The sequence below is a fragment of the Stenotrophomonas sp. SBJS02 genome (assembly GCF_020428325.2).
Classification (GTDB): domain Bacteria; phylum Pseudomonadota; class Gammaproteobacteria; order Xanthomonadales; family Xanthomonadaceae; genus Stenotrophomonas; species Stenotrophomonas africana.
In genome coordinates, this window is the sequence record NZ_CP109812.1 from 978472 (window position 1) to 990061 (window position 11590).

At 66.7% G+C, this 11590-nt stretch carries 12 protein-coding genes, 1 tRNA gene, 1 other RNA gene and 1 pseudogene; 10 read left to right on the forward strand and 5 right to left on the reverse strand.

Annotated features, from left to right (window positions below; genetic code table 11):
- The first annotated feature begins 30 nt into the window (after window positions 1-30).
- Entirely contained in the window at window positions 31-1986 is a 1956-nt protein-coding gene (locus FQS62_RS04520) for a peptidyl-prolyl cis-trans isomerase (RefSeq protein WP_049444031.1), read from the forward strand.
- A gap of 211 nt (window positions 1987-2197) precedes the next feature.
- On the opposite strand, the gene FQS62_RS04525 is transcribed toward FQS62_RS04520, so the two are convergent.
- Entirely contained in the window at window positions 2198-3397 is a 1200-nt protein-coding gene (locus FQS62_RS04525) for a lytic transglycosylase domain-containing protein (protein WP_049444033.1), read from the reverse strand.
- Window positions 3394-4158, reverse strand: coding sequence for a hydroxyacylglutathione hydrolase (gene gloB, locus FQS62_RS04530; RefSeq protein WP_164157886.1), 765 nt, complete (start codon window positions 4156-4158; stop codon window positions 3394-3396). Before gloB ends, FQS62_RS04525 begins: the two co-directional genes overlap by 4 nt.
- An 11-nt stretch (window positions 4159-4169) precedes the next feature.
- Here gloB and FQS62_RS04535 point away from each other — a divergent pair, with 11 nt between their 5' ends.
- From FQS62_RS04535 to dnaQ, 3 genes are read left to right on the forward strand one after another with little or no spacing between them, the layout of a single operon-like run.
- On the forward strand, window positions 4170-4814 hold the full coding sequence (locus FQS62_RS04535; RefSeq protein WP_057499977.1) for a methyltransferase domain-containing protein: 645 nt from the start codon (window positions 4170-4172) through the stop codon (window positions 4812-4814).
- A 13-nt stretch (window positions 4815-4827) separates the two neighbouring features.
- Window positions 4828-5280, forward strand: coding sequence for a ribonuclease HI (gene rnhA / locus FQS62_RS04540; protein ID WP_032129326.1), 453 nt, complete (start codon window positions 4828-4830; stop codon window positions 5278-5280).
- A gap of 4 nt (window positions 5281-5284) precedes the next feature.
- Window positions 5285-6016: a DNA polymerase III subunit epsilon gene (gene dnaQ / locus FQS62_RS04545; protein WP_049444039.1), complete on the forward strand. Its 732-nt coding sequence runs from the start codon at window positions 5285-5287 to the stop codon at window positions 6014-6016.
- 69 nt (window positions 6017-6085) lie between these two features.
- On the opposite strand, the gene FQS62_RS04550 is transcribed toward dnaQ, so the two are convergent.
- Complete coding sequence (locus FQS62_RS04550) at window positions 6086-6790, reverse strand: PP2C family protein-serine/threonine phosphatase (RefSeq protein ID WP_005408277.1); 705 nt, start codon at window positions 6788-6790, stop codon at window positions 6086-6088.
- A gap of 164 nt (window positions 6791-6954) precedes the next feature.
- On the opposite strand from FQS62_RS04550, the gene FQS62_RS04555 reads away from it, so the two are divergent.
- Both FQS62_RS04555 and FQS62_RS04560 read left to right on the forward strand, forming a co-directional pair.
- Window positions 6955-7045: transfer RNA gene (locus FQS62_RS04555), tRNA-Ser, on the forward strand.
- 307 nt (window positions 7046-7352) lie between these two features.
- The gene (locus FQS62_RS04560) at window positions 7353-7757 is read left to right on the forward strand and encodes a DUF6165 family protein (protein WP_088481008.1); all 405 of its coding nucleotides are present in this window, start codon (window positions 7353-7355) and stop codon (window positions 7755-7757) included.
- A 48-nt stretch (window positions 7758-7805) separates the two neighbouring features.
- Here FQS62_RS04560 and FQS62_RS04565 read toward each other — a convergent pair whose 3' ends face one another.
- Window positions 7806-8852: a glycosyltransferase family 9 protein gene (locus FQS62_RS04565; RefSeq protein WP_049444043.1), complete on the reverse strand. Its 1047-nt coding sequence runs from the start codon at window positions 8850-8852 to the stop codon at window positions 7806-7808.
- 20 nt (window positions 8853-8872) lie between these two features.
- On the opposite strand from FQS62_RS04565, the pseudogene FQS62_RS04570 reads away from it, so the two are divergent.
- From FQS62_RS04570 to FQS62_RS04580, 3 genes and pseudogenes are all read left to right on the forward strand, one after another.
- Window positions 8873-9621, forward strand: a pseudogene (locus FQS62_RS04570) (3-deoxy-D-manno-octulosonic acid kinase).
- Complete coding sequence (locus FQS62_RS04575) at window positions 9621-10388, forward strand: MBL fold metallo-hydrolase (RefSeq protein ID WP_049444048.1); 768 nt, start codon at window positions 9621-9623, stop codon at window positions 10386-10388. The pseudogene FQS62_RS04570 and the gene FQS62_RS04575 overlap by 1 nt, the downstream one beginning before the upstream one ends.
- Complete coding sequence (locus FQS62_RS04580) at window positions 10385-10774, forward strand: nuclear transport factor 2 family protein (protein WP_049444049.1); 390 nt, start codon at window positions 10385-10387, stop codon at window positions 10772-10774. The genes FQS62_RS04575 and FQS62_RS04580 overlap by 4 nt, the downstream gene beginning before the upstream one ends.
- A 79-nt stretch (window positions 10775-10853) precedes the next feature.
- Here the strand turns inward: FQS62_RS04580 and ffs are convergent.
- Window positions 10854-10950: signal recognition particle sRNA small type (ffs, locus tag FQS62_RS04585), an RNA gene on the reverse strand.
- Between the two features lie 300 nt (window positions 10951-11250).
- On the opposite strand from ffs, the gene sugE reads away from it, so the two are divergent.
- A complete protein-coding gene (gene sugE / locus FQS62_RS04590) occupies window positions 11251-11568 on the forward strand; it encodes a quaternary ammonium compound efflux SMR transporter SugE (protein WP_049444051.1) in 318 nt (105 codons plus the stop codon).
- Window positions 11569-11590 lie beyond the last annotated feature (22 nt).

An 11590-nucleotide genomic window follows, 5' to 3' on the forward strand; every position in this document is an offset into this window, starting at 1 on the left:
GCTCGCCAATCAGGCCTTGTGATTCTCACCATGCTGCAGAAACTCCGCGACAAGACCTCAGGCTGGATCGTCACCGTGATCCTGGGGCTGCTGATGATTCCGTTCCTGTTCGTGATCGACAACAGCTACCTCGGTGGCGTTGGCGCACAGAACGTGGCCAAGGTTTCCGCGCCGCCGACCTGGTGGCGTTCGGCGCCGTCGTGGTGGCCGGTGCGCATGCTGTGGCAGCACCACGAGATCAGCGCGCAGGATTTCCGCACCCGTTTCGAGCAGGAGCGCATGCGTGAGCGCCAGCAGCAGGGTGAGAACTTCGACCCGCGCGCGTTCGAAAGCACTGAAAACAAGCTGGCCGTGCTCGACCAGCTGATCGACGAACAGGTCGTGCGCCTGGTCGGCGAGCAGGCCGGTGTTGTGGTCGGCGATGGCGCGGTGCGTGAGTACATCGCCACCATCCCCGCCTTCCTCGATTCGAATGGCAAGTTCAACGAGAACAACTACCGCCTGGCCCTGGCCGGTGGCAATCCGCCGCGCACCCCGACCCAGTTCCAGGAGCTGGTGCGCGAGAGCCTGCAGCAGTCGGTGATCCCGTCGGGCCTGCAGAACTCCGGCTTTGTCACCCAGTCCGAGACCGAGCGTCTGCTGAAGCTGCTGGGCGAAACCCGTGACGTCGAACTGGCCGCGCTGCCGGAAGTGCCGGCCGATACCGCGCCGGTCACCGACGCGCAGATCAAGCAGTGGTACGACAGCCACGGCAAGGATTTCCGTCAGGCCGAGAGCGTGTCGCTGGAATACGTCGAGATCAACGGCGCCAATCTGCCGGCACCGATCGCGGCTGACGAAGCGACCCTGCGCAAGCGCTATGAAGACGAGAAGGCGAAGTTCACCTCGCCGGAACAGCGCCAGGCTGCCCATATCCTGATCACCGGTGACGGCGCTGAAGCCAAGGCGAACAAGATCGCTGCCGAAGCCAAGGCGGCGGGTGCCGACTTCGCGGCGCTGGCCAAGGCCAACTCGGAAGACCCGGGTTCGAAGAACCAGGGCGGTGATCTGGGCTGGGTCGAGCGTGGCGCGATGGTCAAGCCGTTCGAGGACGCTCTGTTCGCCGCCAAGGCGGGTGACGTGATCGGTCCGGTGAAGACCGACTTCGGCTACCACATCATCAAGGTCGCCGCGGTGCGTGGTGGCGAAGGCAAGTCGTTCGAGGAAGTGCGTGACACGCTGGCCGCAGAGCAGCTGAAGGCCGACGGCGAGCGTGGCTTCAACGAGTTGGCCGGTCGTCTGGTCGATGCCATCAACAAGAGCCCGAGCGACCTGGCCGCTGCCGCCAAGGAAGTGAACCTGCCGCTGCAGACGCTGGGTCCGATCACCCGTGCCACCGCCAGCGGTATTGCCACTGACCCGGCCGTGCTGCGTGCGGCCTTCTCTGAAGTGCTGGTGCAGGACGGTACCGCCAGCGACCCGATCGCCCTGGGCGGTGCCACCAACCACAGCGTGGTCATCCGCGTGGCGGCGCATACCCCGGAGCAGGCGATGCCGCTGGACAAGGCGCGTGAGCAGGTGATCGCCGCGATCCGCGCCGACCGCCAGCGTCAGGCCAGCGACAAGGCCGCCGACGCCGTGCTGGCCAAGCTGAAGGCGGGTGCCACCCTGCAGTCTCTGGCCGCCAGCGAGAAGCTGCAGGTGAGCCCGATGCCGGGCCTGCCGCGCAGCCAGCCGGTGCCGACCCCGGAAATCAACCGCGCGATCTTCAGCGCACCGGTCCCGGCCGAGGGCAAGCCGAGCTACGGCAAGGTCGACGTCAACGGTCACGCGCTGCTGTTTGCCGTGAACAAGGTCAACCCGGGCGACATCAAGGAAGTGACCGCCGAGCAGCAGAAGCAGCTGAAGGACCAGCTGAGCCAGATCGACGGCATGGCTGCGGCCAAGGCCTACATCGACGCGATGCGCAAGAAGTTCGTGGTCCAGACCACCGAAGCGAACCTGTAAGCCCACCGGCTGCAGGTACGAAAAGGCCCGGCAATGCCGGGCCTTTTTTGTGCCTTCGCCTCGTTTGTGGCGCGCTTGAGCTTTGGTAGTGGTCGAGCTTGCTCGACCGCCTTTTGTAGAGTCGAGCCGTGCTCGACTGCATCTGCCAGGCACAGACATGAAAAAGCCGAGCATGGGCTCGGCTCTACACGGGAGGCGCCTGGCCTGCGCGTCAGTCTTCGACGCGCAGTACCGCGCCCGGCTTCAGCACGCTGCTGCCACTCAGACCGTTCAGCGATAGCAGCGCCTTTACCGGCATGCCGTAGCGGCGGGCAATGGTCCAGGCCGATTCGCCATCACGCACGGTGTGGCGGCGGCTGCGCGGACGGTCGGCGATCGCGGCGACGGTCTTGGCCACCTGTGGCGTCGGTGACGCGGTGGCGACTGGCGCAGCGCTGGCGACCAGGGCAGATGCAGTGTCCGCCACCGTCGCATTGGCAGCCGAGACAGGGGCCAGCACGCGGGTGGTGCCGGAGGCGCGGCCACCCGAGGCCAGCGCGGGGTTCAGGCGGGCGATCTTCGCCGGGTCCAGGGCGCGCTGTGCGGCCCACTGCTGGACGCTGGTGCCCGCGGGCAGGGTGTGGTCCTTCAGCACCGGCACGGTGCGGTCCAGCGAGGCCATCACGCCCGGCTGGTCTTCCACGTCTTCCAGCACGCAGGCCAGGGCGTGCAGCTTCTCGACGTAGGCATGGGTGACCGGCGACAGGCCCGGCAATGCCGAAGGCTTGGCGTTCTGCGCGTTCATGCCGGCCTTGCGCATGGACTGCAGCACCCGGTACTCGCCGGCGTTGTAGGCCATGGTGGCCAGGCGCCAGTCGCCGCCGAACATGCCGTGCAGGGTCTTCAGGTAGCGCACCGCGGCCTGGGTCGAATCAACCGCCGACAGGCGGCCGTCGTAGCCGTTGGCCATCGGCACGCGATGGTTGCGTGCGGTGGTGGCGATGAACTGCCACAGGCCGGTCGGGCCGCTGCCGTTGCGGGCATTGGGCCGATAGCCGCTTTCCACGAAGGGAATGAGCGCGAATTCGGTGGGCAGGTTGGCCTTGCGCAGCTCTTCGACTACATAGCCGAACAGCACCAGCGCATCGTCATCCTGGTTGGCCAGGCGCGAGGGGGCGTGGGCGAACTGCTTCTGCCAGCGCGGGCTGGTGGCCTCGGCATCGCAGCTGGGCTCGGCCAGGCCGTCGCGGAAGCTGGTGAAGATCTCCTGGCCGTTGCGCACCGAAGCGGCGGGCAGCGCTGAAGCGTCCAGCGGCAGGGCCGCAGCGGCGGTCAGGTTCTGGCTGATGCCAGCGCCCAGCGACTGCGCGCCCGCGGTTCCGGCCAACCCCAGGACAAGGCCCAGGGCCAGCGGCAGACTTCGGCGCATCATGCGCGGAAGCCGTCTTTCCAGTGCCGGAGACCGGCCATCACGTCGACGTCGTCCACGACGTCACGGCCCAGGTGTGCCGACACCGACGCACGGATAGGCGCCGCGTGCACACGCAGGAAGGGATTGCAGTCGAATTCGTTGGCCAGGGTTACCGGCAGGGTGGAACGGTCATCGCGGCGCATGGCCAAAGCCTCCTCTTGGCGCTGCCACAAGGCAGCGTTGGCGGGGTCGACATGCCGCGCGAAGACGGCATTTGACACGGTGTACTCATGAGCGCAACAAAGCAGCAGTTGCGCGGGCAGGGCGCCCAGCTTGCGCATCGATGCCAGCAGCTGGGACGGCGTACCTTCGAACAGGCGTCCACAGCCCAGGCTGAACAACGAATCTCCGCTGAAAAGATGTTCAGCAGTGTGAAACGCGATGTGGCTGCGGGTATGCCCGGGCACGGATAGTACGTGGAACGTCTGGCCCAGTGCCTGAACGCGTTCACCTTCGCCGACCCGCTCGGTTGCGTTGGGAATGCGTTCTTCGACCGGCGCGACAACCCGCACGCCGGGGAAACGTGCCTGCAATGCCGGCACGCCACCGATGTGGTCGTCGTGGTGATGGGTAAGCAGGATCGTGTCCACGTGCAGGCCCTGATCGGCCAGCGCGAGCACCGGCGCGGCGTCACCGGGGTCAACGACCACGGCGGCGCCATCGTTGTCGATCAGCGTCCAGATGTAGTTATCCGCAAATGCGGGCAGGGCGGTCAGTCGCATAGAATTGGACCATGCCCGCGCTGCAGAGCACCCGTCAAGCGAGCCAGACCCCGTGGTTCGACACTGAACCGGCGGAGGCCTTGCGCGTGCTGGAGCGGCAATTGCTGCTGCCGCAGCTGTCGGTGCTGCCGGCGCAGCCCTGGCTGTGGATCGCACCAAGTGCGGCCTGGCTGGACGATGCACAGCTGGGCGGGCGCGGTCTGCGCCTGTTCCGGCAGGGGCAGGGCTATGCCGGCGACACCCGTTGTGCGCTGCCGTTGCCGCTGGCCAATGAAAGCGTCAATGCGATCGTGCTGCAGCATGTCACCGCGACCGATGCTGACCGGCTCCTCGACGAGTGCGAACGCGTTCTGATGCCGGGCGGCCATCTGTGGCTGAGCAGCCTCAATCCGTTCAGCCCGTATCGCACGCGCTGGCGCCAGCATGGGCTGGTGGTGCGCACGCCGCAGCGGATCCGCCTGCTGCTCAGCCGTCATGGGCTGGAGTGCGACGATATGCGTTACCTGGGCCCGCTCTGGCGCGGCGAGGGCAGTCGCCGGCCCGCAGGCTGGGCGCCGCTGCGCGCGGCCTGCCTGTTCCATGCGGAAAAACGCACGCTGGCCCTGCCTGGGCCGAAACCGCTGCCGGTGCGCTGGCACGGCACCGTAGCTACCTGATTCTGGAGTTGTATTGAAAACCATCGAAATCCACACCGACGGTTCCTGCCTTGGCAATCCCGGCCCCGGCGGCTGGGCTGCGCTGCTGCGCTACAAGGGCCACGAGCGCGAACTGAGCGGTGGCGAGGCCCACACCACCAACAACCGGATGGAGCTGATGGCGGCCATTTCCGGGCTGGAGTCGCTGACCGAGCCGTGCAACATCGTGCTCTATACCGATTCGCAGTACGTGCGGCAGGGCCTGACCCAGTGGATGCCGGGCTGGATCCGCAAGAACTGGAAGACCGCCGGCGGCGATCCGGTGAAGAACCGTGAGCTGTGGGAGCGCCTGCAGGCGGCCACGCTGCGGCATCAGATCGACTGGCGGTGGGTGAAAGGCCACTCCGGCGATCCGGACAATGAGCGGGTGGACACCCTGGCCCGCAACGCGGCGATCCAGATCCGCGACGCCAGCCCGGTAAACTGAGCCCATGCGTCAGATCATCCTCGATACCGAAACCACCGGCCTGGAGTGGAAGAAGGGCAACCGCATCGTCGAAATCGGCTGCGTGGAGCTGTTCAAGCGCCGCCCGACCGGCAACAACTATCACCAGTACATCAAGCCCGACTGTGAGTTCGAACAGGGCGCGCAGGAAGTCACCGGCCTGACCCTGGAATTCCTCGATGACAAGCCGGACTTCGCGCAGATCGCCGACGAGTTCCTGGCCTTCATCGATGGCGCGGAGCTGATCATCCACAACGCGGCGTTCGACCTCGGCTTCCTCGACAACGAGCTGTCGCTGCTCGGGCCGCAGTACGGGAAGATCACCGACCGCTGCACCGTGATTGATACCCTGGTGATGGCGCGCGAGCGCTTCCCGGGCCAGCGCAATTCGCTGGATGCGCTGTGCAAGCGGCTGGGCGTGGACAACTCGCACCGTGCACTGCATGGCGGTCTGCTCGATGCGCAGATCCTGGGCGATGTCTATATCGCGCTGACCTCGGGCCAGGAGGAAATCGGTTTCGGCCTGGGCGATGACGATGGCGGTGGCGCCGGTGCGGCGCTGCATGCCTTCGATACCAGCAAGCTGCTGCCGCGCCCACGCGTGGTGGCCACGCCGTCGGAACTGGAAGCGCATGCCGCGCGACTGGAGCGGCTGCGCAAGAAGGCTGGCCACGCGCTGTGGGATGGCCCGAAGGTGGAAGAACCCGCCAGCGCGTAATGCCCGGGATGGGGTGGTGCGCGCCGCGGGCCGGCAGTGCCGTATCCACGCATGGCGTGGATCTACCGGTTAATGGCAGCGCACCAGGATCACGCTGATGTTGTCGCGCCCGCCGCCGTCGAGCGCGGCCGCGACCAGCGTGTCCACGCATTCCTGTGCGCTGGCATCCTCGAAGGCGAGGGTGCGGGCGATGCCGCGGTCGTCCACTTCCTCGGTGAGGCCGTCACTGCATAGCAGCAGCTGCATGCCGGGGCGCAGCTCACCACTGGTGGTGGCCACGTTCAGATGCGCCGGATCGGTCACGCCCAGTGCCTGGGTGACCACGTTGCGATGCGGATGCGCGCGCGCCTGTTCGGCGGTCAGGTTGCCCTGCGCGACCAGTTCCTGCACCACGCTGTGGTCCTGGCTGAGCTGGGCCAGTTGGCCGTCGCGCCAAAGGTAGGCGCGGCTGTCGCCGACCCACGCCACTTCATAGCGGTTGCCCTGCACGCGCGCAGCGACCACGGTGGTGCCCATCGGCAGTGTGTCGTTGCGACGGCGCGAGGCGCGGATGATCTCTTCGTCCGCGGTGCGGATGGCCTGCGCCAGCGGCGCGCCGCGGCGGATTTCGCGCACGATGGTTTCGCGCGCCAGCGCGCTGGCCACTTCGCCGCAGGCGTGCCCGCCCATGCCATCGGCCACCAGCCACAGGGCCAGCTCGCTGTCACCGTAGTAGGTGTCCTCGTTGAGCTCGCGGCGCATGCCGGGGTGGGTGAGGTGTCCGAATTCGATCATGGGGGCTGGGGCGGGGTGTTGCTGGGGAGACAGGCATCATCGGGTGGCTGCACGCATCCGGCAAGGCATGCGCTCAGGAAATTTTCACTTCGTTGGCCGGAATGACTTGTCGTCGGCCTCACTTCCTCGTATGATGCGCGTCCCCGGTCCGCCGGGGACCACCCGGAGAGGTGGCAGAGTGGTTGAATGTACCTGACTCGAAATCAGGCAGGCGTTTATAGCGCCTCGGGGGTTCGAATCCCCCCCTCTCCGCCAGATAAAGAAAAAGGGCTGCCGAAAGGCGGCCCTTTTTCTTTATCTGGCGCGGGACGCGGCGCGCTTTGCGCGTCGCCCCAAACGTTGCCGTGCAACGTTCGGGCCCCTCCCTTTGCCGGCCTCTCCCCGCCCCTGTCGGGGCAGCCCCTCAACAGAGGGGCTTGTTCCTCCAGATGCATCCGTAGATCCACGTCATGCGTGGATGCTGTTCCTGCCGAGCTGGACCATCCACGCATGGCGTGGATGTACCCATTTCATCGCGAGCTGCGGGTTAAACTGCCTGCATCACCTGCTGGAGCTTTTTCCCATGACCGCTGAAATCCTCGTCCCCGTTTCATTCGGCGAGCTGCTGGACAAGATCTCGATCCTGCAGATCAAGTCCGAGCGCATCAGCGACGAGGGCAAGCTGGCCAATGTGCGCAAGGAGCTGTCGGCGCTGGAGCAGACCTGGATGGCGCACCCGGCGGCGGTGAAAGACGTCGCCAAGCTGCGTGCCGAGCTGAAGGCGGTCAACGAGCAGCTGTGGGACATCGAGGACGACATCCGGCTGAAGGAGAAGGCGCAGGCGTTCGACCAGGGTTTCATCGACCTGGCGCGCAGCGTCTACCTGCGCAACGACGAACGCGCGCGCATCAAGAAGGCGATCAACCTGGCGCTGGGTTCGGCGTACGTGGAAGAAAAGTCCTACCAGGATTACGCGCAGCGCGCGTAATCCCGGCCAAAGAGTGGATCCACACCATGCGTGGATGGGGCCCGTCGCTCACCCCAGGTGGTCGGCGACGTAGCGTTCGAACGCGGCGATACCGTCGTCGACGGTGATCAGTTCCATCACATCGTCGAACTCGATCTTGGTGCCCCACTTCAGATCCGCGGCCTGCTTGGCCAGGTACTTGCGCGCGGCATCATCGTAGCGGTCCACGCAGTAGCGGCGGTCGGAATAGGGGCCGCTGCGGTTCGGATTGCTGGCCGCATGCAGGCCCAGTACCTTGGCGCCCATCGCATTGGCGATGTGCATCGGGCCCGAGTCCGGAGTCATCACCAGATTGGCGCGGGCCAGCAGCGCCGGCAGCTGCTTCAAGGTGTCCTTGCCGACCAGGTCCAGCGCCGGTGTGTGCAGCTGCGCCTGGATGGCATCGGCCATGCTGCGCTCCAGTTCGCTGCGGCCACCGCACAGCACCACCCGCCAACCGCGCTGTGCGGCATGGTTGGCCACGGCTGCATAGCGGTCTGCATACCAGTTGCGGCGCACGTGGCTGGAACAGGGCGAGATCATCAGTACCGGTCGGCCATCGTCCTGCCATTGCGCGGCGGCCCACTCATACGCGGACTGCGGTACGGCCAGGTCCCAGCTGACCTCGGTCTGGCGCAGGCCAAGGGGTTCACAGAAGCTGCCGATGGCGTCCAGCACATGGATGCCGGGGCGGTCCGGGATGCGCTCGTTGATGAACAGGCCGTGCAGATCCTTTGATCGGCTGCGGTCGTAGCCGATGCGACGCTCTGCGGGAATGAAGGCCGACAGCAGGTTGGCGCGGAACGCCACCTGCATCTGCAGCAGCGCTTCGAAGCGCCCGGGCGGCAGCTGCCTGCGCAGTTCCTTGACCCCGGCCATGCCGCTTTTCTTGTCGTAGGCATGGAAGGTGACGCCGGGCAGGCCGTCGAGCAGCTTGTGGCCGGCCTTGTCGATGATCCAGTGGATCGGCGTGTCCGGGCGTGCGGCCTGCAGGGTGCGCACGAGGGGCACCACGTGGGTGACATCGCCAAGTGCGGACAAGCGCAGGAGGCACAAGGAGGAGGACGCTGATGCCATGTGTTGTTAGACTCAATGAAATGGTCGCATTCGACGCCAATGAAGCGCTGACGCCATGCCGCGAGGGTCGCGGCATCGGGGCCATTCTGTTCGACCGCGAGCGGCTGCGGCAAGCCGAGATCGGCCTGTTCTCGCCCCAGCACTGGGGCAGCAAGGCCCGGCCGGTGGACGAGGGCGGGCGCGGCAGCGCCTGGTTCGTCGATGCGCCGTTCGGTGCCAGCGTGCTGCGCCATTACCTGCGCGGCGGCATGGCGGCCCGTATCAGCCACGACCAGTACCTCTGGCGTGGCGCGGACCGGACCCGCAGCTTCGCTGAATTCCGCTTGATGCGCGCACTGCGCGAGAAAAAGCTGCCGGTGCCACGGCCGATCGCTGCGTTCTACATGCGCGAGGGCCTTCGCTATCGGGCCGCGATCCTGATGGAGCGGCTCGAGGGCGTGCGCTCGCTGGCCGACCGGGCATTGGTCACCGGCCGGGGCGCCCCTGGGAGGAGACCGGACGGCTGATCGCCCGTTTCCACCGTGCCGGCCTGGACCATGCCGACCTCAACGCGCACAACATCCTGTTTGATGGCAGTGGCCATGGCTGGCTGATCGACTTCGACCGTGGGGTGATCCGCATCCCGGCCACCGGCTGGCGCGAACGCAACCTCAAGCGCCTGCTGCGCTCGCTGATCAAGCTGCGCGGCGAGCGCAGCATGGAAGACGTACAGAAGGACTACGCGCGGCTGCGCCGCGCCTATGACATGGCCTGGAACCGGGGCACCTGATGGACTGGTCGTTGCGTTTCCTCGGCGTCGGCAATGCGTCGGCGGTCGAGCTGGGATCGCCGATGTCGGTGATCGAGCGGGACGGGCGTCCGTGGCTGACCATCGACTGTGGCGGTGAAGGCCTGACCGCGTTCAAGGCGCACTACGGCCACATGCCGCAGGCGTTGTTCGTCACCCATGTGCACCTGGACCACGTGGCGGGCTTTGAGCGGCTGTTCGTCGACACCTTCTTCAATTCCCACCGGCGCGGCAAGGTGCGCCTGTACGTGCCCGCCACGGTCGTGCCGCTGCTGCACAAGCGTATCGGTGACTATCCGAACGTGCTGGCCGAGGGCGGGGCGAACTTCTGGGATGCCTTCCAGCTGGTCGTGGTGGGCGAGGCGTTCTGGCATGAGGGGGTGCGCCTGGAGGTGTTTCCGGTGCGCCATCACTGGCCGGAGACGGCCTATGGCCTGCGCCTGCAGGGCGCGTTGACCTGGAGCGGTGATACCCGGCCGGTTCCGGAGATGCTGGCCCGCTTCGCCAATGACAACGAACTGATCGCGCACGACTGCGGCCTGCACGGCAACCCGTCGCATACCGGCGTGGACGACCTGGAGCGCGAGTACAGCGCGGAACTGCAGGCGCGGATGATGCTCTACCACTATGCGAGCGTGGCCGATGGCCAGGCGCTGGCCGCGCGGGGGCATCGCGTGGCGCAGCCGGGGCAGTGCGTGCCGCTGGCCACCCCCACTGCACCGCACGTGCTGGCGCAGGATCCGCCGTGAGCGGTGCTGGCCAGCACGCCGACGTGGCGCTGGCCGCCGAACTGGAGGCGCTGGAACGCGCGCTGCATGCGCCGCAGGTGCGGGGTGATCGCGAGTCCCTTGCGGCCCTGCTGGACGAGGATTTCAGCGAGATCGGCAGTTCCGGGCAATGCTACGGCCGTGATGCGGCGTTGCAGGAGATCCCGTTGGAGCGCGCGCAGGTGCTGATCGAATCGGAACAGTACGCGGTGTGGTTGTTGGCCGACGGTCTGGCCCAGGTGCGCTACCGCAGCCGCCATCACGTCGATGGGCAGGCGCAGCGCTGGGTGCTGCGCAGCTCGCTGTGGCGCCGGCAGGGGCAACGGTGGCGCATGGTGTTCCATCAGGGCACGCCCGAGGCACCGTAGCACCGGACCATGCCCGGCAAGGGGCGCCAACCAAGCTTGGTATCTATCAGAGGCGGGGCGTCGCCGCAAAAAGGCGATGGCCCCGCCGGCTGACCTCGGCGCCCGCGTCGATCGATACCGTTGCTGCCTTCCGGCCCTGGCGGGATTTTCGACCTAGCGTCGCGAGGGGCCGACGGGGCCACCATAGAGACGTTGGCCGCCCAGCAGGCGGCCGGTTCACGGATCAGGGGAAGCAGCGCGCGATGCGCCGGAGACCACAGCCGGACTGCACATCGGCTGGCCGATGGCAGACCGCAACTATAGCGCAGGCAGGTACATCGGCGCCAGCTTCACGCACTGAATCGGCTGTAACCCGTTCCCGGCAACGGCGGCCGGGGCTGGCCGCCGTTGCTAGAATGCCGGCCAGGAGGAACGACCTCCCCCGCATCGGGAATCAATGACCAGGACGGCCTGGCCCTACCAAGAGGAGGGCCGTCATGGCCTGGATCTATCTGTTGTTTGCCGGCCTGCTGGAAATCGTCTGGGCCGTGTCCATGAAGCAGTCCGAAGGCTTCACCAGGCTTACCCCCACCGTGGTCACGATCATCGGCATGATCGCCAGCTTCTGGCTGCTGGCGGTGGCCATGCGCAGCCTGCCGTTGGGCACTGCCTACACGATCTGGACCGGCATCGGCGCGGTCGGCGCGTTCGTGGTCGGCATCGTGTTTCTGGGTGAGCAGGTCAGCCCGATGCGGATCGGGGCCGCGGCGCTGATCGTTTCCGGCCTGGTGCTGATGAAACTCTCCAGTAGCTGAATTTATTTACTCATGGCGGGGA

Coding starts and splice junctions, on each gene's coding strand:
- FQS62_RS04560 (WP_088481008.1), top strand. CDS start 7,353: ATGACCGCTGAAATCCTCGTCCCCGTTTCATTCGGCGAGCTGCTGGAC.
- gloB (WP_164157886.1), bottom strand. CDS start 4,158: ATGCGACTGACCGCCCTGCCCGCATTTGCGGATAACTACATCTGGACG.
- FQS62_RS04565 (WP_049444043.1), bottom strand. CDS start 8,852: ATGGCATCAGCGTCCTCCTCCTTGTGCCTCCTGCGCTTGTCCGCACTT.
- FQS62_RS04575 (WP_049444048.1), top strand. CDS start 9,621: ATGGACTGGTCGTTGCGTTTCCTCGGCGTCGGCAATGCGTCGGCGGTC.
- FQS62_RS04535 (WP_057499977.1), top strand. CDS start 4,170: ATGCCCGCGCTGCAGAGCACCCGTCAAGCGAGCCAGACCCCGTGGTTC.
- FQS62_RS04525 (WP_049444033.1), bottom strand. CDS start 3,397: ATGATGCGCCGAAGTCTGCCGCTGGCCCTGGGCCTTGTCCTGGGGTTG.
- FQS62_RS04520 (WP_049444031.1), top strand. CDS start 31: ATGCTGCAGAAACTCCGCGACAAGACCTCAGGCTGGATCGTCACCGTG.
- dnaQ (WP_049444039.1), top strand. CDS start 5,285: ATGCGTCAGATCATCCTCGATACCGAAACCACCGGCCTGGAGTGGAAG.
- sugE (WP_049444051.1), top strand. CDS start 11,251: ATGGCCTGGATCTATCTGTTGTTTGCCGGCCTGCTGGAAATCGTCTGG.
- FQS62_RS04550 (WP_005408277.1), bottom strand. CDS start 6,790: ATGATCGAATTCGGACACCTCACCCACCCCGGCATGCGCCGCGAGCTC.